This is a genomic window from Parabacteroides sp. AF39-10AC, assembly GCF_003635405.1.
GTDB lineage: Bacteria > Bacteroidota > Bacteroidia > Bacteroidales > Tannerellaceae > Parabacteroides > Parabacteroides distasonis.
In genome coordinates this window covers 54,437-76,586 of sequence record NZ_QTLP01000024.1, presented here as the reverse complement: position 1 = coordinate 76,586, position 22,150 = coordinate 54,437, and the positions used below count along the sequence as shown (strand labels likewise).

Genomic DNA, 22,150 nt, shown 5'->3' with positions numbered 1-22,150 from the left:
CTATTTATTTACTTTATGGATTCGGTTCGCAAAGCGGATTCAGCTGAGTCTCTTTATCAGGAATAGCCCATTGCCAATCCCTATGTCCGGCCGGGCGATATCTGTTCCCGTTACCCGTCACCGTTCCATCTCCATACATATTGTAATTAGAAGCTTCTGGATCCACCACTTTAGGCATTGCGTCTTTGTTCCAATATTCAATCAAACCATTCGGGAAAACCTCAGGACGAGGAGCCGGTCCACGGTCCAAATCCATATTCAAACGTTTCAAGTCGAACCAACGGAAACCTTCCCCCCAAAGCTCTATGCGACGTTGAGTCATCACCTCTTCGATCAAGTTTTCGCCCGTTTTCGTAGACAACGTATACTCCGGATCCCGATGACTTGCCAGCGGATAAAGAGCCTGAGCCGCTTTGCCTGGCTCCCCAGCACGTGCATATCCCTCCGCCATGATCAACATCATCTCCGGCAAGCGCATGAAAGGAACATCCCTGCCACCTTTCGTCGTAGGATCCGATACGATAAACTTATTGGCCATATAATTAGCATACGCTTTACTGTTACACTCCGCCCGGATCGGTCGCGGAAGGGTATTGGGATCGGTCGCCCTCGGAAACCAAATTCCTTTACGCACATCGGTATCACTGATCTTGTCGTATAACTTATTATAAATCGCACGAGGGGTATTGCCATTATACGAAATGATCTCATTCGACATATATCCATGGAAGTGAGTCAAGTTCGGAGCTTGCTGCAACAAAGGATTCGATCCCCACAACCATTCTGTATTTGATTGATCGCTGAAACGATCATTCAATGTCGTATAGGTATCATCTTGCAATTTGGCTCCTGATAGGTCAACGACCAATTTAGCCATTTCAGCCGCTTCCAACCATTTACCTTGCGTCAATAAGATACGAGCCTTCAAACCGCGAGCCACGTGCAAATCAATATGCGACTTATTTGTCCGTTTCTCCTCCGTAGCACCCAATAATTGGATCGCCAAGTCGATATCCTCATTGATCTGCGTATACACCTCCTCTACAGAAGCTCTCGCTCTCGGCTCCGTTGAGTTATCGTTACGAATTACCACACCCAATTGCGTGTTATCGCCCTCTGCCTTATAACGGCCGCCATACATCTGTACCATCGTGAAATAGGCGAAAGCCCGGTAAAAATGGGCTTGTCCCTTGATATAATTCCTCTCGCTCTCCAAACCTTCCGCAGCATCGATATTATCGATAATCATACTACTGTTAGAGATAAAATATTGCAACAAGCGATAAAAATGGGTCGCGCTACCGATCGTCGCATTCCGATGGCTCGACCATTGAGCCTGCTTTTGGAACTGCGCATTGCTGTACGTATATACCAAATCATCCCCCATCACCTCATACCAAATCATCAACATATCGTAACCGCCATAAAAAGCAGAACTAGACAGATCGCCCGTCCACATCAATTTATGCAAGCCATTTACAGCCAACATAGCCGATTGGGTATCATTGAACACCGCTTGTTCATCCACCGTTTGTGTGGAAGTTGTCTCCAAAAAATCCTCCTTACAGCCATTGAATAATACCGCAAAGGATATCAACACTAGTATATATATTTTTTTCATAGGAAACATGATTTAAAAAGTAAGATTCAAACCAAAAGTAAATACTCTCGCAGGCAAATAAACATCTGCATTACCACTATATCCTGAGAATATGTTTGAACGAGGGAAAATACCTTTTCGTTTCGTCAGTAAGAATAGATTCTCTCCTGACGCATATACCCGGAGTCCTTGCATGGAAACCTTCTCCAGCCATTGCTTCGGCAGATCATAGCTCAAAGTAGCGGAAGCCAACTCCAACATATTCGAGCTGATCAACCAACGAGTAGAAGTTCCCGCATTCATATTCGTATCTGCGAAATCCTCGATGCGAGGCACATTCGTAACATCGCCCGGTTTCTGCCAACGATTCAAGATATCCACATGCTTGTTGGAAGTCAAGGATGCGGATCCTGAAGGCTGTGTCATCAAATCGGAATATCCCACATCATACATCTTGCCACCTAGCTGGAAGTTAAACAACAGGCTTAAAGAAAGATTCTTCCAAGATACGTTCGTATTAAGACCTCCCGATACCTTCGGTGTAGATTCTCCGGCCCAATCATAAATGGCCTCATTCACGTTAGTCGTATATGTTTTTCCATCCACCTCTACAAGGTCGACAGACTCCACCGTCAGTTCCGGATCCGGCACATAGATAGAGTTTCCGGTAGCAGGGTCTACTCCCGCCCACTGGCGAAGATAAAACTCATAGCGCGAATGGCCCTCTTCCACCCGATGTACTCCGCTGTTATAAGGTTCTACCGGCAAAGAGGTAATCCGATTTTTCAACCATGTAGCGTTAATTCCCACAGACCACGTCCAATCCTTTGTTTGGATGACCTTTCCGTTCAAATCAACCTCCACACCCCGGTTGTACATCGTACCTGCGTTTTTATATGCACTAGTAGCACCCGTATCCGGAGCTTGCGGGATCGAGAACAATAAGTTACTGGAACGACGATCGAAATACTCTATACTACCCGACAAACGACTTTTAAACAACTCAAACTCCAAAGCCACGTCGCCATTGCGAGACACCTCCCATTGCAAATCCTTATTACGAACGACACGTTGCTGGATATAACCGGCCTCCAATCCGTTCATGGCCTGCTCGTAAGCCGCTTGCCAAGCATAGTAGCTACCGATGGCATCATTACCCACCTCACCGTAAGCGACACGCAACTTCAGCAAATCGATGAAATCAAGATCTTCCATGAAACGCTCCTCGTCAATACGCCAACCAGCTCCTACCGAGAAGAATGTACCCCAACGGGAATCCTTATAAAAGCGGGAGGATCCGTCACGGCGTACGGATGCAGAAAGGAAATAACGGCTGTTATAGTCATAGTTCGCACGGGCAAGGAATCCCTCCGTCTTGTAGGTATTCGTATAAGAGTCTTGCTCGTCCGGCACCGAATAATTGCTGAACTCAAAGTTGCCATTATGGATGGTCTGGTTTTGCATAGAGCCTTTCAGGTAATTGTACTCATAATCATAACTCTCATGTCCTAATAAGACATCGACATGGTGGTTGCCGAAATTCTTTGTATAGGAGAGCAATTGGTTGAACGTCCAAGTTGTCTCAAACGAAACGGTCTTCGTGCTCGACCCCACCTCAGTCTTCTCCGGATAATAGATACTGGCCGAATGCCCTAAACGAGAGCTTGTTCCCACGGCTCCGTTCACCGTAAACTTAAAATCATTCAAGAAACGGATCTCTGCATACAATTTCGCGTTCAATTGATTCCGCTTGTATCCGTTGCTGATATTTTGCAACTCAATAGCCGGGTTATTACCAGAGATATACGCACGCGAAGGCGCTTCCACACCCTCCTCGATCGTATAGGCCTGACCGAAGTCGTACACTTTATTGCCATTGGCATCCAGCACATATTCTTTGGTACGAGGATCGTGTACATGGATCGGATAAATCGGTCCGATATAGCGAGTGAATCGGAAAGGGTTGTTGTTATTTCCCGAAGCTTGCGACTGCTGCCCTTCCGCCTTGCTGATATTCCCGGAGAGCGTACCGCCAATCTTCAAGAACGAGGTGATCTGCGAGTTTACATTCGTATTCAAGGTATATCGGTCGAACTTCGATCCGATGATATAACCACCTTCCGTCAGATAACCGGCGGAAAGATAATAATCCGACTTATTATTACCTCCGCTCACGCTCACGCCTATATCCGTACGGCTGCCCGTGCGCTGGATAGCGTCTTCCCAATCGGTATCATCCGCCCACATGAACGTAGCGTTCGGGTTAAGCACACCGTTCGCATCCACGACCTGATCGTCCGGCACGTTAAACGGATTGAAGCCCAGCGTTCCTGAAATCAAGTTTTGAGCGGCTGCCATTCCCGCTTGCTCTGGTGACGCACCACCACTTATCAACTGGTTGCGTGCGCTCTCCCAATATACTTTCAAATAATCATTCACGCCCAATCGTTCATAATCCTGACTTTGCCGATTCGTGAATCCTTGGTTGATTTTCACATTCACCGACATACGATCCTTACTACCCGTCTTGGTGGTTATCAGGATAACACCATTACCACCTCGTGCGCCGTACAGAGCCGCAGATGAAGCATCTTTCAAGACAGACATACTCTCTATATCACTGGGATTGATACTACTGATACTCTGATCGTAGGGCATGCCGTTAAGTATAATCAAAGGGGTATTCGTCGCAGAAATAGAACCCAATCCGCGAATATAGATATCCGAATCTGAACCGGGCTGACCACTGGCTGAGGCTACTTGCACACCCGGCGTAGATCCTAGCAAAGCTGAAGTTGCCGATGTAACAGGACGAGCCTCTATCTTCTCTGACTTCAGCAAACTGGCAGATCCAGTAAATGTACTTTTCTTAGCCGTACCATAGGCCACGACCATCACCTCATCCAATGTTTCCGAATCATCCTCCAGAAGTATCATCATCTCTGATTTGATCGGAAGCGTTTGCGAAGTCATGCCAACAAAAGATACGGTAAGCGTACGGGCATTTGCCGGCAAGTTGTCCAATGAGAAACGTCCCTCCACATCTGTAATTGTACCGATTGTTGTACCTGTCACAACAATATTAGCACCAATGACCGGCTCGTTATCAACTCTTTGCAAAACACGTCCTGCAACTTTCCGGGATTGTTGTTCAATGCCATTTAAATAAGATGTAGGCAAAACCTCGGCGGAAACACTACCTGCCACTGAAAAAGCCAATAAAAAATGAGCTAAAAGCACGTTTTTTAAAGTCAAACAACGAATGCATCCTTTTAGTCCGTGCACATTGTTAAAATGATTCATAATAATAGTTTTAGATTTTAATTTATCAAACACAATAACATCCGCAAGATCAGAATAAATATTATAACATCAAAGTAGGAAGCTCATTTTATTTACATTCTCGCATAAATAACACATAAAAAGTAGCGAATTTTCGTGAACGTACTCCATAGAAACAAGCCTGCTATCCGGCGGTATCGTATTGATGGTTACGCTACTGACCGTAAGCAGGCATAGTTATAAGGCGGCATCCCGCAATCCGGTAAACACCTTGCGAAGCGAATAGCGAAGAGGAATATTAAACTCTATTCGCCCATTGGCAATTTACTTAACTGAGATATCGCCTGTAAATTGGAATAATCGTATTGGTAAAGGCCATCATCGGCGATCATCATCAAGGTATTCTTAAAAGGGATTACATCGTAACCCTCCATACCTGCATAATGAACAAGCTGATTAGCCAGCAAGGTCATAGGATCTTTCGCGTTGAAGACCTTTAACCCTTCGTCACAGAGGAATAAAGTACCGTTATCGATACCTAGTCCTTTCGGGCATTTCATGCCATAAGTAACCAGCAAGTTCGGTTGGTCTACATCACTCACGTCTATGAGCATCAGTTCATTGGTATTTTGCCCGCAAGTATTTCCGGAATGCACGGTCACATACGCTAAGTCATCCTCCACGACAACCGGATCACAACCAAAGACATGACTTACGGAAGAACGATACTTAGGCGCTAGCGGATCTTCCAGCGAATAGATCAACATGCCGGTCGGAGTTCCCATGAACATCTTATCTTTATAGTTGAAAAGAGTCTCGACACCACGTTGCAACCAAATGTCGTTTGTCGTCAAGACAGGCTTGTCTCCAGACAGGTCGAAAACACACATGATATTCTGTTCTACCGTATATAAGTACTTACCATAAATAGAAAAACGAGCCATAGATCCGTTCACGCCCTGCGTGGAAGTACCCGGCGCCGCATCGTTCGCCATCAGATCACCGCCATAACTCGGATAATGGTAAATGGTTTCCTCCCGTTCCTTCGGCTCCCAACCAACCACGACACCTTTCGCTCTCGCTTCTTCCGAATAACACATATTATAATCGAACCCATAGCCATTCTCTATGGTCGGAAGCGCATAACGGAAAGCGTTCTCCACACGACCTTCCAATTCAGGTCTCTCCGGATCGGAGATATCGAACCAGACCAGATCCACATACGAATCCGCATACAATTTATCATCCTTGATCGAGAGATCCTCGTTACCGATCAACTCTACAAAGCCCGCTATCCGGGGAGATGCCGGATTCCTGTTATCCACGATATGGATGCCCTTATCCGGGGAAGAAATATACAGGTAATCCTTATAGAAACAGATCTTACCCCGCTTGGTGATTGGCACCACCTCATCCGTCACCTTCACTGAATTCCGAAACTCGGAGATCGACATGAATACCGGTTCGTTGATAGCATACCGCACGACCTCCATTCTCACTCCATCATCCTTGCATCCCATTAAGACGCAAAGGCTAAAGGCAAACGCCCAATAAAAAAGTTTCCGCATAATTATAATAGATTTAATCATTAAAAAGCATATCGTATACCTGCGCTCAACCCAAATCCCAACGGCTTGTCTGTACGAATACTAGCCGGTTGATCACAGTCGAAATAATGGGAGAAGCGAGGCTCGAAATAGAGACTCCAATCCCCATAGAAACGATAAGCGGCACCGACCGAGGCATTCACGGACCATTGCATACCGTGGATGCCCTCCTTTTTGCTCTTAGAGATAGTCGTTCCGTTTCCGGCGATATAACCGCTATGCACGGCCTGCAAACCCTTCTCCATCATAAAGCCTCCGGAGAGATAGACATTCCATCGCTGATTCCTCCATACATAAACCACCAGATTCAAAGGAATACCCAGATAATGCAAAGACGATTTCACCTCCGACGGGCAATCCCCTCCCCTCTTGAATGTAGTGGATAAATACGTATACATCAATCCACTTTCCACGGCTATACGCCGGCTCAAATCCTTCCGTACCGTAAAACCAAAAGATATCGGAAGGGAGTAGCTAACGTCCGGATAAGATTCGAACGAACGATTATCCAAGAAGTTCTCATCCACCTTAGAACTCCGTAATACCGGGGCATTACGGAATGAGGCCGTTTGGGGAGGCGTATTGCCATTCTCCTTCTCATTATCGTCTTTATCCGGCTTATTCGGATCAGGATCTTGGGAAGGAACATTCATATCTCCCGGAGAAGAAACATCGCCATAACTCATATCCGTATTTAAAAAGCTATCTACATAACCACTAGAGCCAACGGCGGCGGCCAATAACCACTTATTCCGTTTACTCTTCTTGGCTTTCTTTTTCAAAGAGGCTTTTCGTCGGGGACTTCGTTCGCCTTCCGGTAGAGGAACCGTAGAGTCACCTCGCTTAACGACTATGTCCGTCGAATCCTCAGACGCATCCTCCTTCGCAGACGGTTCTTCTACGATAGCCGCAATCGCATCCTTCTCAATAATCTCGATAGTCTCACACTTCTCATCCTCCCGGATCGTTTCCTTTTCCCCGACAATAGCGGAAAGCTTAGCCTTTTTTTCCCATTTCAGCACTTTCGCTATACGTTTCTTTACAGGCTCTACAGGTAAAACGGGATGCTCCGGAAGAATATTCATTTCCTCCGCTTTCTCCGATATCTCTTTCTGAAAGGGGCTCAATTCCTCCAATGGCATCTTCTCCGGGGAAGGTAGCAGCCAAATAACCAAAGCCAGCACTGCGGCGGCGGCCAAGCCTCCCGTCCACAACCAACCCCGTGATCTCGCTCTCCGGTTCATCCGGGCCTCCACCTCATCCCAGCAGCCGGCATCTACCGGCAACCGGTGCTCTTCCAAGCGCTGCCGCATATAGCCGCTGAAATCATCCAGCCGTTCGTTATGATCCTTATCGTCCCGCATTTTCATGCCTTATTAAAGATTGTACACTCTTTTGCAAAGCGTTCCTCGCCCGGATAAACTGGGAGCGGGAAGTCGCCTCCTGTACATGCAGCATCTCGGCGATCTCGCTATGCGTATATCCCTCTATCGCATATAAGTTGAAGACCGTACGATATCCCGGCGGCAATTGGGCCACGCAAGCCAACAAGTCGTCCGCCGATAAACGGTCCAATACGGAATAGTTGATATCTTCCAAACTGTCGTCATAGCCGTCCAGACCTACACTTAGCCTCGTGTTCTCTGAAGACCGGAGATATTCAAGAGCCGTAGTGACAAAGATCCGCCGTATCCATCCCCCGAAAGCCCCGGAGCCGGAATACGACCGGATCTTCGTAAATATCTTCACGAACCCGTCCTGCAGAAGATCACGGGCCGTCTCCCTGTCACCCACGTAACGCATGCAAACACTCATCATAGCAGGAGCATATTGCTCGTACAATTCCTTACGAGCCCATGATTCGCCTCGCATACATCCATCGATTAACAGTTGTTCATCCATAAGTACTTATGCTCTCTATTATATGGATGAAATAGGTATCCTAAAAGTTGCATCTTATTCAAAAAAAAGTTACCTTCACATCAAAAATAGGAGGAGAGTGTATGAGACGAGGATTATTTATATTCATGGCATGGATATGTGTCGTTGGAATCCATGCACAGTCTGACTTTTCGTTTATTTTAAATAAAGAAGGTAAAATCATCGTCCTGCCTAAAAACAAGACGTATGAGTTGAACATCCCGAAAGCCTCTTATAAGACATTTACCCCTGCGGGGACACGGGATATCGATATTAAATTGCGGGAGTTCACGCCCGATATTCCCCATACGTCCCTACAAGAGCGTCCGATGGATATGCAGATATCTTCCGCCGCCTATCAGCCGTTCTTTAACGTATATACCCCGATGCTTCGGGAGGTATCGCCAATGGCGTTGGATTTCAATGAGACTTATATGAAACGGCTAAACGAGAGCTTCGATCTTATCGCTAACGGTGTTCAATATACATGGCCGGGAGTCGGAGGCATGACGATCATGAACGGGGGTATTTCTTGGCACAGCGGCAATTGGAGTCTTTATGGCGGAGGATTCGGTGGTCGTTTCTTTAGTCCCTTCAACCCTAGTCCCGGAATAACAGCGGGCGCAAACGTACAAGTGGAATATCAACCTACTGACTGGTTGAAACTGAAAGGCTGGGGACAATACGCTTATTACGCCGACGAGTACAACAACCCCCATATGCTCAGCAACCCTTTTCTCTACCATACCCAAGTGGGCGGCTCAATGGAGTTCAAGGTTACTGATAATTTCTGGATGGGAGCCGGTATCAACTATGAATACAACCCGGTACGACGGAAGATGGAACCACAGTTCCTAGTCTATCCCGTCTTCAAATCGGGCCGCTTCAAGATTGGAATGTGAGGAAGACGCTATTTCCGTCTCAAACATTCCTACATGGCAACTGCCTAGGATACCGACACCACCGTCTATATTGCTAAATACACGGATCGGTTCGGCCAGACCGCCATCGATCAAAAGGTTCGAAACTGAATCCGTGTCTTTATCTTGCAAAACTTTCAGATATCGATAGTATTCCGCTGAGATAGCATATAGGTGTACCCGTAGGTGCTTGGGAGGAATCGGAAGAAAATCTTCCTCATTTAGATCTTCTATCCCTATCGAATCCGGGACTACTTTTAGCGGATATGATCCATAATAAGGTTCATAATAATACTCATCCGTTAAGTGCAAGGTATATTCTTGCCCGTTTATTAACTCATCAGAAAAGACCTTCCCATCATACCCATACATCCAGTCATTGCCAAAGATTTGATCCAAGGCCGTCAACGATTGGCCAAAAACAGGTTCAGTCGCATAGTTTGGACTCACCGAGAACCATTTATATTCTCCTGTATATTCCTTAGCTATTCCATCAAAAACAGGAATGCCCTCTTCCATACGGAGTAAATAATAATTCTCCTCGGCAGGGTTATCTTTGAGCGTTACCTGATAAATCGCATTCTGGCGAGCAGAACCAAAAGAGCCAGCTACCGTAGCATAGGTTACCCCCGCTTTCAAGACCTGAGCAGGCGCTGGCATGACCGTCTCAGCGCTTGCCACCCCATATTCCGGATAAGAAGCTTCCACACGGATACGATCCCCTTTCACCGGTATAAAATCAGACTTGAAATAACCTTTCGTGTTAAATGCCTCATCCCCCTCCTGAAAGCTCATACGCTCTTTAAAAACGCCATTCACGAATAAATTCACCTCGGCTTTATCCAAAGTCACGTTCGGATGATCATCCGTGAAAAACCAAGTACGGGAGACACTTACGGTTAAGGGTTCGCCGGTTATAGCGACACAGTTCACTACCAAGGTAGGATCCGGCCGTAAGGATTCAAGATCGATCTCCTTGATGCAAGACATCAAACCAAACAGGCTTACTATACAAATCGTATTTATTAGGATACTCTTTATCTGTTTCATCTTCCTAGAATTTATAAGTATATGATATGGAAGGTATGATAGGCATAATACCTATCAACTTAAAACAAGGTTTTGTTTTACCGCTATAGGGAGAAGAAGAACCCGGGACTAAGTTATTCGTTCGTTCCCAGTTATCACTTTTATAGACCATAAACGGATTCATCCGGCTATATACATTATAAATACTGATATTCCAGATGCCCATTCGTCCCTTCTTCTTCGGACGGTAAATATTAAGTCCCAAATCCAGACGATGATAAGCCGGCATCTGGTAATTATTACGACGTGTATACAAATCCACCACTTCCCCGGATGGTTCCCACCAGTTATTCATCTTGTATTGGTTGGAAATAGTAAGCGTACCAGCTTGCTCATAACTCTCCAACGACAAGGTCATTCGATTGCCGGAAGTATACGTCCAAGCGGCTGTCAGTTCCACCTTATCCGACAGTTTATGCGAAACCACGATATTCAGCTTATGCCGGTTATCGTAACGTGCCGGAAAGCGTCGCCCGTTATCGATCTCATCGAAACGCCGATCCGACCATGAAAGTGTATATCCTATCCAACCGGTCGTACGTCCGCTTTCCTTGCGAGCCAAGAACTCCACGCCATACGAACGTCCCTTGCCGACCGCCATTTTTTCCTCCCAAGCCGCCGTACCGGGCAAGAAGGAATAGCCGTCTTTATAATCCAACAGGTTCTTCATCCATTTATAATACCCCTCCACCGAGAAACTATAAGAACGCATCAGATTATAATAGAAACCAGCGGAGACTTGATCGCTGATTAAAGGTTTCAACTTACGGGTAACAGGCATCCACGCATCCGTCGGCAAATTTATATAACTGTTGCCCAATAAATGGATATATTGCCCCATACGGGCGTATGAGGCTTTGAAGCTAAGATCGTCACGTAGCAACCATCTCAAGGAAGCGCGAGGCTCCAATAAGGTATAAGCCTTCCGCTCCACATTGAACAGGCTAAACCGAAGCCCCGCATTCAAACGCAAGCTAGGTAAGACATTCCAATCATCCTCTCCGAAGACAGCCGCCTCACGGGCCCATAGCAGATCATTCGTATATATTTTCCCTATATTCGAAAACTCCAGCATACCGGAACCGGCTGCTTTCACCTCATTATACTCCGGGCGGAAACGGTGCATCAAGAAATCCCCTCCAAAACGAATCACATGCGACGTAGAAGGCGTGTAATCAAAAGAGGAACGGACGCCCATATCCAAGATAGAGGTAGAACTACTCGTTTCCGATGAAGAAGAGAGATAATTATCTTCTCCTTCCACACCATAATTATATTCTTTTGAACTCCGTACATTCGAGCGATACCGTGAAAAGACCCCGGAAACCCGTCCGAACAAACGGTTATTGAAGACATAAGTCCAGCCCAAGGTTCCCATCAAATTACCCCAACGCAGCGATGAATGGGTACCATCCGTATAAGGGACTTGCTCTTCTTCTGTTGAGAAATCCGTTCCCCCTCCTTTTAATACATCATTCCCGTTATATAAGCTGAAAAACATCCGGCTGCGATCGCTGAAACGATGATTAAGCTTTAAATTCAAATCGTGAAAAGCGTAACGAAGGTTGATCCGGCTCCCGTTCTTTTTTATGACCCTGTTTACGATCGCTATCGTCGGGGCAGAGAATACATCTAGCCACGAGCGTCTAAGCGCTATCTGAAAAGCCGTGCGATCCTTGATGATAGGTCCTTCCAAGCTCAGATTACCGGAGATCAGCCCGATCGTAGCGCTACCATGGTACTCTTTCATATTGCCCTCTTTGGTATGGACATCTACCACAGACGAGAGTCGCCCGCCATATCTCGCAGGGAAACCCGCCTTGAAAAAGTCCAGATTACGGATCGCCTCCGGATTGAAAGCGGAGAATAGCCCGCCGACATGATTGATCTGGTAAACCGGATTACCGTCTATCAAAAACAAATTTCCATCTTGGTCGCCGCCACGAACATATAAACCGGCCAGTCCCTCTGTCCCACTGGCTACACCCGGAGTCAGTTGCAAGGTCTTCACGATATCGGACTCACCAAACAGGGTCGGTGTCGCCTTGATCGTCTTCTGGCTAAACTCCATCGTTCCCATCAAGGTGTTATTTACAGACAAACGATCCCGCTCCGAGGCCGTAACTACCACTTCCTCCAGACGGGCGTTCGGACGCAACTCAATATTTAATATGGTATCCCTATCCAATTCCGTGAAATTAAAGGAACAGCTCTCATAACCAATGTAAGAAGCATGCAAGCGGATATTCCCCGGCGGAAGCGTCAAACTGAAAAAACCATAGCTATTCGTAGCCGAGCCTTTCCGGCTGGCGACCTCATAAACAGAGGCTCCGATCAGAGACTCCGAGGACGCTTGGTCCCTCACGAAGCCGCTGATCGTTACCTGTCTCTGTCTACGCTTCAGAATCACGATCTTTCCACTCACCTTATACACGATCGGATACGACTCGAACAAGCGGGTCAAACAATCCGTCAATGCCTCATCTTTCACTTGGAAACTGATCTTCGGAAGCTCTTTCAACAAAGAAGACTCATACGAGAAGGTCACGCCCGCCTGTCTTTCGATCTCTGACAAGACCTCCGGCAACGAAACCTCCTTCATACGCAACGTAATCCGGGGATCATCCTTCGTCTTGGCTGATTGGGCCAAGAGGTCTGGAACAGGCATAAAAATCATCCAGCAAAAAATGGCCATAAGCCATTTATTCATCCACTCTGTCATCATTCTACTTTATTGAGTTCATTGATAAGACAGGATCTCCCGGAAATACCCCTATCAAGGAAAAGCCTTTTTTTCATACCTCGTGAACTTACCGCTTCATGATGTATGAACCGGCAAGCACAGGTCGTCAACGCGGGATGGGCTTATCCATCCCAAGGATTCCAATAAGGAGGCACCGTGTCTCTCGGCATCGTGATACGCAATTTATCCTCTTGATATCCGGCGACAATCCCAAAGCCGTTCTCCACATTCGAATACGTATCGGCAGGCTCTATCAACGCCCCGAAATTCGCATCGCCGATCGTGATAGAGTAGCCCCTCATAATCTTCATATATCGATAATAATCCTCGGAGATAGACAACAGGCGCACATCGTAATGAACGTCCATAGAAAGGGTATCACTCTCATACGAGTATTCAACAGGAAAAACAGAAACCTTAATAGCATTCGTATTAACCAGATCCTCCCCTCTAAATACACCCATACAGTAACGCCCATCCATCTGGCTCGTGATAGGACTACCTCCAAAAGACTGGAAAACAGGATCCTCATAATCCACGCTAAAACCAGAATAATACCAACTATATCCTCCTAAGCTACGGAAAGAGGTTACGGTACGGGTACTATCCCCCTTCCGGAAGTCCAAGATCTGCTCCACGATTAAACGATAATAGGAATCCGTCTCAACCCCGATTTTAACAGAGAAACGCAGATATTCGGCATTGTAGGCAGAAGATCGATAGGATAAGGTATCCACCTCATAAATCCGTGCCCGACCGGGGATACGAGTTTCCCCGGATACCGGCTCATACCCATCGGCCTCGGCCTCTATACGCAAACAATCCCTCTGTCTCACGAAACAACCGGGCAGAACATATTGCCCCCGTGAATGTATAGAATCTTCCGGCAGGTCATCATTGCGCATAAGACCTTGAAACTCATCATTGACATAGACACGGACTTTTGCGTCGGATAGCTCAAAATCGGGAACGCTATCCATGATAAACCATGTTTTCGAGAGATGAGCACACACCTCCTTTCCGGGACATACCGATGCGTTCAGTACAATCCGATCCGGCAGATCCTCCAAATCAATCTCCACATCCCGAACGCAAGAGACCATCAATAATCCTAACACGAACAGGTAAGGTAAATATCTTCTCATAAGCTAGAATTTATAAGTATAAGAAACCGAGGGCATGCAATAGAACAAAATCGTCTCCTGTAGCACTACATGATATCGCTGATTTATATCCTGGTTTACCATAACCTCCGTCATGAAGGGATTCGGTTTCAAATACGTATTGTATATACTTATGTTCCAAATCCCCATCCGACCCTTCTTTTTATATCGATAAAAATTCACGCCCAGATCCAAACGGTGATAAGGAGACAATTGATAATTATTACGAGCGCTCAAACCTGAATTCATCGGTCTGTATGAATCTACTCCGGCATACCCGTTCTCTTTCTGATAAATCGGAGACAGATATTTATACTCCGGCAAGCTAATATGGTTTCCTGAGGCGAACACCCAAGCTCCCGTTAACTCCACCTTCCGGGATAACTTACGAGAAACGACCACATTCACCTTATGCCGGTTGTCGAAGCGAAACGGGAAATGACGCCCCTTATTCACGGAACCATCCGGAAACCACCGATCCGACCAAGAGAGCGTATACCCGATCCATCCGGTTGTCTTCCCATTTGTCTTTTGCGCCATAAACTCCACACCATAGGTCTTACCCTTTCCCAAACCGACCCGGTCTTCCCAACCGGAGAAATGTGTCTCAACCGGCCAATGATCCTTATAATCAATCAAGTTATTCAACCGTTTATAATACCCCTCGATCGAGAAATCATACATCCGTTTCAGATTATAATAAAGCCCGGCAGTAATCTGGAGAGAACTCATCGGAGGGACTTGCTCCGTCACCGGGACCCAAATATCCGTAGGTTGGTTCACATAGGTATTCGATAATAAGTGGACATATTGGTTCATCTTACTGTAGGATATCTTCGCCGATAGATCCGGACGAAGTAAATAACGTGCCGACAAACGAGGCTGAAAAGAATGATAGATCTCATTCTCTACATGAAACAAGGTATACCGCAATCCGGCATTCACCCGCAAGCGATCCGTGACCCGCATCTCATCCTCGGCAAACAAAGAGAACTCATGCCCTTTTATCAAGGAATAATCATACAAAAGCTCATATACGGGATTTACTAACGAATCGTTCACCCAAGACCGTTGCTGGCTATTCTCCGGGCGAAAATTATGATACAGGTAATCCGTACCCATTCGTATCCGGTGATTCATTGAAGGACTGTAATCCACTGACAGCCGTACGCTCAGATCCTCCATCTCCGATTTATAACGGCTATCCCGCTTAATTGATTGCCGCTCTGCCCTATTTCCTTCGATTTCATACCCCTTCGCCTCTTGCCGGATATGCGAGCGAAAACGGCTGTAGCCCACCATTAGATTACCAAACAGCTTTTGCCCGAACACGTAGTTCCACCCTGCGGAGCCGATCAAGTTTCCCCAACGCCAGAGAAACATATCATCCGAATCCTCATGCTTCTCCTTGCTTCCCTGCCGAAAAGCATCTTGCCCCATATAAAAGCTCAAATAGGCCCGGCTACGTTCCGAGAAAGAATGGTTCACCTTCGCGTTTATATCAAAAAAGTGATAACCGAAACTCTCCTTGGTATCACTGTTCTTATTAACGATCGCCAAAGCCGTCCCTGTTATCAAATCCAACCACGTACGGCGTACCGAGACATTAAACGAGGAGCGATCCTTAACAATCGGCCCCTCCAGATTGGCCCGTGCGGAAAGCAAACCCACGGAGATATTCCCGTGATACTCCTGCCGGTTACCGTCATTCATACGGACATCTACAACCGACGAGAGCCTTCCGCCGTATTCCGCCGGAAAGCTCCCTTTATAAAACCGGGTATTCTTTATCGCGTCCGGGTTGAACGCCGAGAAAAACCCCAACAAATGGTTCACATGATAGACCGGATTTCCATCCAGCAGATACAAATTCTCATCGGCCCCGCCCCCACGCACATACAAGCCGGTCATTCCCTCGGTGCCTACCGCCACGCCCGGCAACTGCTGTAAGGTCTTCACCAGATCCGCCTCCCCCAGCAAAGCGGGCATCGACTTCACCCGCTCGGCAGGTACGTCGATCACCCCCGCACGGCTACTCAATATCTCGTAGCGAGGCCGGGTCCCCCGAATAACGACCTCGCCTAACGAGGCCAATGACCTCAACGGGAAGTCGATCATCGTATCCCTTTGCAAATCGATCTCTATCTCCATCGCCTTAAAGCCCACATACGAGGCCCTAAGGCGAACCTTACCGGGTGGAAGTATCAAGCTGTAAAAGCCGTAATTATTAGACATCGTCCCTCCCCTCGAACTTTTCACCAGAACCGAGGCCCCCAACAAACTCTCATACGAGGCTGAATCCCTGACGAATCCGCTGATCGTATATTGACGGGGCTTTCGCTTTAAGATGATATATTGCCCCGTAACCCGATAGATAATCGGTAATGGGGAAAATAAGCGCTTCAAGCAGTACGACAAGGATTCATCCCGGACCGACAGGGAAACCTCTGGCAGCTCTTTCAGCAGAGAAGACTCGTACGAGAAGAACAATCCGGTTTGTTTCTCAAGCTCCATCAATATATCCAACAGGGGAACCTGCCGCATATCCAACGTAACCGTCGGCGTAGGTTCGGGCATCTGCGCATATAGATGTCCCATCCAACCGGGAAGCAAAAGAATCCCTATCAGCCATACAACAATAGATCTCATAAATGATCTGATTTTATTTCTTCGAAGTGGAAACCAAATGAGCGTCCAATGTCTGGTTAACAACCTGCAATACATCCTCCAAAGGCAGATTATTAAAAGTAGCGGTCAATCTCGCTCCCTCATTCTTTGTCTGGTTCGCAATCTTGACTTGATAATAATCACTCAAGTCCTCAATCACCTTATCCAGCGGTGTCTCCATAAAACGAAGTTGCCCTGTCCTCCAAGCCAACTTGTTCACGTCTTCTTCCGTCACTACCGTTATCTCCTTGTTCTCCATAGAATACTGAGCCGACATTCCAGCGGTAAGTATCACATTCTCCTTTTCCTCCCCGGCGGTAAAACATACCTTGCCGGTAACTACATTGACTTCCGTAACGGTAGGCTTCTCATCTATCTGGAAACTTGTTCCCAGCACCGTAACTTCCGTTTGGCTCGTTTTCACTGAGAAAGGGCGTGCCTCGTTCCTCGTCACTTGGAAAAAGGCCTTTCCATTCATCTCCACGGCACGCCTCTCTTTATCATATCTCTTCGCGTCATACCGGATCCATGAATCGCCGGCCAAAGCGACCAAGGTACTATCCGGAAGGTAAACATCTTTCATTTGTCCGGGGGCGGTAGTAATCGCAACCCAATCCGGGGCGTTTCTCTCTACCGTAAACCATGTCCCCAGACCTACGAGCACTAACACGACAGCGGCCGCCCCGATCCAATACCGGCGAAACGAGACCTTCCGGCTAATCGCATGCTCAGAAGCGAACTTCTGCCATGCCTTATCCGGGTCAAGGCTTCCTTCCCGATAGCGCTTCGCTACGAAACGGATGCGTTGTTCTAATTTATTGCCATGCTCGTTATTCATTACTATTCCTTTTATTTAATAAGTCCTTCCAGTCTCATACCACTGGAATCCGACATTTGGGGCCTGCCCCTTCTTCAATGGAACTCCCACACTCATACTGGGCGAGATCCTAGACGATACGCAAGATGAGAAAATCATCATCAACACCGCGAATATAAATACCCACTTTATACAAACCATCGCTTTCATCCTATTTTCTCTTTAAAATGTGTATCCCAAGGTAAAACTAGCCGTATGATAGTTCAGGCCTATGTTATAAGCATATCCCTTGTATTGCTTATCTACACCAAGATCATAGCCAACCTTAAAAGCGACCCGTTTCACCTCTATACCAGCCTCTATGGTAGCTCCCCAGTCAAAACGAGGCGCTACCGCATATCCTTGGCCGGGATTAAACGGGTTATATGATATTTCCTTATTATAGGGCAGCTTTCCTTTTAAAGAATAATCACTTTCCTCATACGTCACTTTTCCTCCCAAGCCAACCGCCAAATAGGGACCGACCGCCAAATGTAACCGAACATCCTTACTTACCTGCCAATCGAAACGAGCCAAGATCGGTAATTGGATATATTCACGATGCTCCTTCTGACTGCGATGCCTTATACCTTCTACATCAAAATCCTTAATTCCATAGGTATCATAATAGAAGCCCGTAAAGCCGTAACCATTACCATAACCGTATCCCCACAGATTCAAATAATCACTGGAAACGGGATAGAGAAATATACTCGTACCTTCCCGTCCCCCATATGGACTCTCACTAGTTCCATAAATCTCACTATAAGAAGACAGCCCCTTCCCCCGTCGCACATAATACAAACCGGATTGAAGCGAGAACCAGCCCGATCCGAATGTATAAGAGACCGCAGCCCCAGCCTTAAAGCCTACCTTAGCGACATCTCCCTTATACTTTGTCACGTTCATACCGGCTTCCGGCGTCACTTTCCATTGCGCTTGGGCCGAGATCACGCACGTCATCAACATCACAAATACCACCAACTTCCTCATACACTCTCCATGCTTTAATGAAATAAACAAGTAACCTTTATCTCTAAGACAGAGAAATATGAAAAACCCCCATTCCTTTCTATAAAATTTATCCGAAAAAGAACATATAAACACGGATAGCGGTCTCTCGCAAAGCTTTCAATGCCTTGCTCATCTGGTTCTCAACCGTTTTTACCGATAAATTCAATTCCTCCGCGATCTCTTGGTATTTCAAGCCATCCCGTTTGGATAACAAGAAAATCTTCTTCCGTTCGGGAGGTAACCGATCGATAGCGTCCCACAGGCGGGCGTCACGCTCCGATTGCAGGATGTCTTCCTCTTCCGAGGTATCTTCTACGTCGGGTAACTGCTCGGTGGCCTCAGCGTTTACGGGTTGTGAGGTAAATGAAAGAGAACGGTTCCTCACCGCTTGATATAAATAAGCCTTGAGATTCCCGATCACATTACCAGCCCGGTTCTTATCCCATACATCCGCGAAGGCCTGTTGCACGATATCCTCGGCATCGTCCACCTGATCGGTATAACGAAGCGCAAACAAACACAAGGGCTTATATAAACTCTTGAAATGATGTTCAAATTCTTGGGTGGTAATAGCAGCCATACGTTTGTTATCTGTAACTATTCACCGCAAAGTAACAACCTTTTCTTTTTAACAAATCGCTTTTCAGGTTCTTTATAATGGTTTTAATAAAAAGAAAGCGTTTAAGGACTTATCCCTAAACGCTTTTTCTTATTTTTAATTAATAAGTATCAATATGGACGGAAACCGATAATCTGGCGTACCTCATTTAAAGTCTTAGAAGCGCTCTCACGAGCTTTCTCCGCACCCATACGGGCTACCTTATCCAGATATTCCGTATTGGCGGCCATATCCAAGATACGCTCACGGATCGGAGCGCAGAACTTATTGATATCCTCGGCCAACTGCTTTTTCATATCGCCGTAACGGATCTCGCAATTGTTGTATTTCTCATTAAAGAAATCATAGGTCTCTTTCTCGGAGACAATTTCCATCATCGTGAATAAATTGGCGATCGGCTCGGGCTTCACGCTATTCGGCTCGGTTGGTCCCGCATCGGAAACCGCTTTCATAACCTTCTTCTTGATTGTTTTCTCATCATCGATCAAGTAGATCGCGTTACCCTCACTCTTGCCCATCTTACCGGAGCCATCCAAGCCCGGTACTTTCACGGACTTATTGCCCAAATGGAACGACGCAGGTTCCGGGAAGAAATCTACTCCATAGGTAGAATTGAAACGGCGGGCGAAACGACGAGCCATTTCCATATTCTGCTCTTGATCCTTACCTACAGGAACCTTCAACGCCTTATGGATAATAATATCGGCGGCCATCAAGGTCGGGTAAGTCAACAAACCAGCGCTTACGCTATGTTTATTACCTTCATTAAAAATCTCTTTCTCTACATCGCCTTCACATCCTTCCCGGCTGATATGCAACTGCTGACGGGCCTTATCCTTAAAGGAAGCCGTACGCATCAACTCGCCGATACCGGCGTTCATATTCAAATATAGATACAACTCTACCACCTCCGGCACATCGCTCTGAATATAAATGGTAGCTTTTTCCGGATCGATACCACAAGCCAGATATTCCGAGAGGATCGTCTTTACGCTATTTCGTATATTGTCAGGATGCGGGTGAGTAGTCAACGAATGCCAATCAGCGATAAAGAAGAAGCAATTATACTCATCTTGCATCCGCAAGAAACTCTTTACCGCGCCAAAGTAATTGCCTAGATGCAGATTACCTGTTGGTCTGATTCCACTTACTACTGTTTCCATGTCTTGTTATTTTTAGTTTTCAAGTGGCGGCAAAGATAGTAATATTCTCACAATATACATATATTATATGCCGCAGATCCTCCTAACCACCTATTATAACGGTGGGACATCCCAATACGATTTGCCCTCCGTGAGCTGTCGTATCTCCCATTCTGGCGGCAGGTTTACCGCAGATCATCACGGTGGAAGATCCTTTAATGATCGTATCCGGAGGGCCTACACAAACGCAATTATCTCCCATTACCGCCGCCGGTAGCTTGCCGATTAGAACAGTCGCCGCTCCCGGCCCTACAATAGGACCGCCTACATGGGGTATCGGTGATGGCCAAGCCGGGGTTTGCATAGGACATGTATGCATATCTGTCAATCTTGCTGCTGGAGGCATATTTATTACTTTTTAGTTAACGATTTATTGAAATGATAATCTACAAATATATAATATTTATCATGAATATACTACTTTTGCGCGCTAATATTTTTAATCATGAATGCAAAAGCAAAAGGATATGTTCTAGGGGCTATCGCCGCCGCGACTTATGGAATGAACCCCTTGTTCGCCCTACCCTTGTATAAAGCCGGTATGAATCCGGATTCAGTCCTGTTTTTCAGATATTTATTCGCGATCCCGGTATTGGGTATCATGATCAAAGCGAGAGGGCGGAACTTTAAGTTGAAACCCAACGAGATCGTTCCTTTAATCCTCATGGGGCTGTTGGTTTCCTTCTCTTCCCTAGCGTTATTCCAAAGCTATAATTATATGGAAGCAGGCATCGCCTCGACTTTGCTGTTTGTCTATCCGATCTTAGTGGCGCTGATCATGGCGTTTGTCTTCAAGGAGAAATTAACGTTACAAACCATCTTTTGTATCTTGCTGGCATTAGGCGGTATCGGCTTACTTTATAAAAGTGGCGACGGAACGACTCTTAGTTTAACCGGTGTCCTGTTGGTCATGGCTTCCGCTCTTTCCTATGCTATTTATATCGTAGGCGCGAATCGTCCGCTATTAAAGAATATCGCTACGTTGAAACTTACGTTCTATGTCTTGCTTTTCGGAATGACCTTGTTTTTAGTCCGTATAGATTTCGGCAGGAGCCTTCACATTGTCCATGATTGGTATTTATGGGGTAACCTGATCGCTCTAGCCATATTCCCAACCGCTATCTCTTTCCTTTGCACGACACTGGCGGTCCAATATATCGGCTCCACCCCGACGGCGATCCTCGGAGCCTTGGAACCGTTGACCGCCGTATTCTTCGGAGTGACTGTCTTCGGTGAATCATTAACGTTACGATTGTGTTGCGGAATCATCCTGATCATCCTAGCCGTTACCCTCATTATCGCAGGAAGTAACGTAACAAGCCACCTAGTTCGTTTTCGAAAGCTTTTCCCAAGGCTTCCGCTTAAGAAAAAGAACGCTAAATCATAAAATCATATACAGGCATCATTTCTAGATACTATTCTACGGGGCTATCGCAAATCTATGATAAATTCGTAAAATCATTTGTTA

At 46.3% G+C, this 22,150-nt stretch carries 16 protein-coding genes; 2 read left to right on the top strand and 14 right to left on the bottom strand.

Annotated elements, in window-relative coordinates; translation table 11 throughout:
• Window positions 1–13: 13 nt before the first annotated feature.
• The 5 genes from DW033_RS18700 to DW033_RS18680 all read right to left on the bottom strand — a co-directional run bounded on the left by DW033_RS18700 (window position 14) and on the right by DW033_RS18680 (window position 8,391).
• Window positions 14–1,621: a RagB/SusD family nutrient uptake outer membrane protein gene (locus DW033_RS18700; protein WP_048927122.1), complete on the bottom strand. Its 1,608-nt coding sequence runs from the start codon at window positions 1,619–1,621 to the stop codon at window positions 14–16.
• Between the two features lie 12 nt (window positions 1,622–1,633).
• Window positions 1,634–4,903, bottom strand: a complete 3,270-nt coding sequence (locus DW033_RS18695; protein WP_057326214.1) for a TonB-dependent receptor — start codon at window positions 4,901–4,903, stop codon at window positions 1,634–1,636.
• A 284-nt stretch (window positions 4,904–5,187) separates the two neighbouring features.
• Window positions 5,188–6,450: an LVIVD repeat-containing protein gene (locus DW033_RS18690; RefSeq protein ID WP_048927226.1), complete on the bottom strand. Its 1,263-nt coding sequence runs from the start codon at window positions 6,448–6,450 to the stop codon at window positions 5,188–5,190.
• Window positions 6,451–6,470: 20 nt separating this feature from the next.
• Window positions 6,471–7,853 (bottom strand): porin family protein, encoded by a 1,383-nt coding sequence (locus DW033_RS18685; protein ID WP_057326216.1) that lies wholly within the window; start codon window positions 7,851–7,853, stop codon window positions 6,471–6,473.
• A complete protein-coding gene (locus DW033_RS18680; RefSeq protein ID WP_008772825.1) occupies window positions 7,840–8,391 on the bottom strand; it encodes an RNA polymerase sigma factor in 552 nt (183 codons plus the stop codon). Before DW033_RS18680 ends, DW033_RS18685 begins: the two co-directional genes overlap by 14 nt.
• Window positions 8,392–8,492: 101 nt before the next feature.
• On the opposite strand from DW033_RS18680, the gene DW033_RS18675 reads away from it, so the two are divergent.
• A complete protein-coding gene (locus tag DW033_RS18675; RefSeq protein WP_022192503.1) occupies window positions 8,493–9,311 on the top strand; it encodes a hypothetical protein in 819 nt (272 codons plus the stop codon).
• Here the strand turns inward: DW033_RS18675 and DW033_RS18670 are convergent.
• From DW033_RS18670 to DW033_RS18630, 9 genes are all read right to left on the bottom strand, one after another.
• The gene (locus DW033_RS18670) at window positions 9,264–10,379 is read right to left on the bottom strand and encodes a DUF4249 domain-containing protein (RefSeq protein ID WP_005867500.1); all 1,116 of its coding nucleotides are present in this window, start codon (window positions 10,377–10,379) and stop codon (window positions 9,264–9,266) included. The genes DW033_RS18675 and DW033_RS18670 overlap by 48 nt on opposite strands.
• Window positions 10,380–10,383: 4 nt before the next feature.
• The gene (locus DW033_RS18665) at window positions 10,384–13,143 is read right to left on the bottom strand and encodes a TonB-dependent receptor (protein ID WP_121961548.1); all 2,760 of its coding nucleotides are present in this window, start codon (window positions 13,141–13,143) and stop codon (window positions 10,384–10,386) included.
• Between the two features lie 140 nt (window positions 13,144–13,283).
• Complete coding sequence (locus DW033_RS18660) at window positions 13,284–14,306, bottom strand: DUF4249 domain-containing protein (protein WP_121961549.1); 1,023 nt, start codon at window positions 14,304–14,306, stop codon at window positions 13,284–13,286.
• 3 nt (window positions 14,307–14,309) lie between these two features.
• On the bottom strand, window positions 14,310–16,973 hold the full coding sequence (locus DW033_RS18655) for a TonB-dependent receptor (protein ID WP_122383022.1): 2,664 nt from the start codon (window positions 16,971–16,973) through the stop codon (window positions 14,310–14,312).
• Window positions 16,974–16,986: 13 nt separating this feature from the next.
• The gene (locus DW033_RS18650; protein WP_122383021.1) at window positions 16,987–17,829 is read right to left on the bottom strand and encodes a FecR family protein; all 843 of its coding nucleotides are present in this window, start codon (window positions 17,827–17,829) and stop codon (window positions 16,987–16,989) included.
• Between the two features lie 201 nt (window positions 17,830–18,030).
• A complete protein-coding gene (locus DW033_RS18645; protein ID WP_122246229.1) occupies window positions 18,031–18,840 on the bottom strand; it encodes an outer membrane beta-barrel protein in 810 nt (269 codons plus the stop codon).
• 88 nt (window positions 18,841–18,928) lie between these two features.
• On the bottom strand, window positions 18,929–19,441 hold the full coding sequence (locus tag DW033_RS18640) for an RNA polymerase sigma-70 factor (protein ID WP_122383020.1): 513 nt from the start codon (window positions 19,439–19,441) through the stop codon (window positions 18,929–18,931).
• Between the two features lie 149 nt (window positions 19,442–19,590).
• Window positions 19,591–20,643, bottom strand: a complete 1,053-nt coding sequence (trpS, locus tag DW033_RS18635; protein ID WP_005859555.1) for a tryptophan--tRNA ligase — start codon at window positions 20,641–20,643, stop codon at window positions 19,591–19,593.
• Window positions 20,644–20,725: 82 nt separating this feature from the next.
• Window positions 20,726–21,028 (bottom strand): PAAR domain-containing protein, encoded by a 303-nt coding sequence (locus DW033_RS18630; protein ID WP_005859557.1) that lies wholly within the window; start codon window positions 21,026–21,028, stop codon window positions 20,726–20,728.
• Window positions 21,029–21,127: 99 nt separating this feature from the next.
• Here DW033_RS18630 and DW033_RS18625 point away from each other — a divergent pair, with 99 nt between their 5' ends.
• The gene (locus tag DW033_RS18625; RefSeq protein ID WP_005859559.1) at window positions 21,128–22,069 is read left to right on the top strand and encodes a DMT family transporter; all 942 of its coding nucleotides are present in this window, start codon (window positions 21,128–21,130) and stop codon (window positions 22,067–22,069) included.
• The last annotated feature ends 81 nt before the right edge of the window (window positions 22,070–22,150 follow it).

Excerpts from the sequence above, each read along its gene's own strand:
- DW033_RS18700 (WP_048927122.1), bottom strand. The coding sequence starts at position 1,621 with ATGAAAAAAATATATATACTAGTGTTGATATCCTTTGCGGTATTATTC.
- DW033_RS18695 (WP_057326214.1), bottom strand. The coding sequence starts at position 4,903 with ATGAATCATTTTAACAATGTGCACGGACTAAAAGGATGCATTCGTTGT.
- DW033_RS18690 (WP_048927226.1), bottom strand. The coding sequence starts at position 6,450 with ATGCGGAAACTTTTTTATTGGGCGTTTGCCTTTAGCCTTTGCGTCTTA.
- DW033_RS18685 (WP_057326216.1), bottom strand. The coding sequence starts at position 7,853 with ATGCGGGACGATAAGGATCATAACGAACGGCTGGATGATTTCAGCGGC.
- DW033_RS18680 (WP_008772825.1), bottom strand. The coding sequence starts at position 8,391 with ATGGATGAACAACTGTTAATCGATGGATGTATGCGAGGCGAATCATGG.
- DW033_RS18675 (WP_022192503.1), top strand. The coding sequence starts at position 8,493 with ATGAGACGAGGATTATTTATATTCATGGCATGGATATGTGTCGTTGGA.
- DW033_RS18670 (WP_005867500.1), bottom strand. The coding sequence starts at position 10,379 with ATGAAACAGATAAAGAGTATCCTAATAAATACGATTTGTATAGTAAGC.
- DW033_RS18665 (WP_121961548.1), bottom strand. The coding sequence starts at position 13,143 with ATGATGACAGAGTGGATGAATAAATGGCTTATGGCCATTTTTTGCTGG.
- DW033_RS18660 (WP_121961549.1), bottom strand. The coding sequence starts at position 14,306 with ATGAGAAGATATTTACCTTACCTGTTCGTGTTAGGATTATTGATGGTC.
- DW033_RS18655 (WP_122383022.1), bottom strand. The coding sequence starts at position 16,973 with ATGAGATCTATTGTTGTATGGCTGATAGGGATTCTTTTGCTTCCCGGT.
- DW033_RS18650 (WP_122383021.1), bottom strand. The coding sequence starts at position 17,829 with ATGAATAACGAGCATGGCAATAAATTAGAACAACGCATCCGTTTCGTA.
- DW033_RS18645 (WP_122246229.1), bottom strand. The coding sequence starts at position 18,840 with ATGAGGAAGTTGGTGGTATTTGTGATGTTGATGACGTGCGTGATCTCG.
- DW033_RS18640 (WP_122383020.1), bottom strand. The coding sequence starts at position 19,441 with ATGGCTGCTATTACCACCCAAGAATTTGAACATCATTTCAAGAGTTTA.
- trpS (WP_005859555.1), bottom strand. The coding sequence starts at position 20,643 with ATGGAAACAGTAGTAAGTGGAATCAGACCAACAGGTAATCTGCATCTA.
- DW033_RS18630 (WP_005859557.1), bottom strand. The coding sequence starts at position 21,028 with ATGCCTCCAGCAGCAAGATTGACAGATATGCATACATGTCCTATGCAA.
- DW033_RS18625 (WP_005859559.1), top strand. The coding sequence starts at position 21,128 with ATGAATGCAAAAGCAAAAGGATATGTTCTAGGGGCTATCGCCGCCGCG.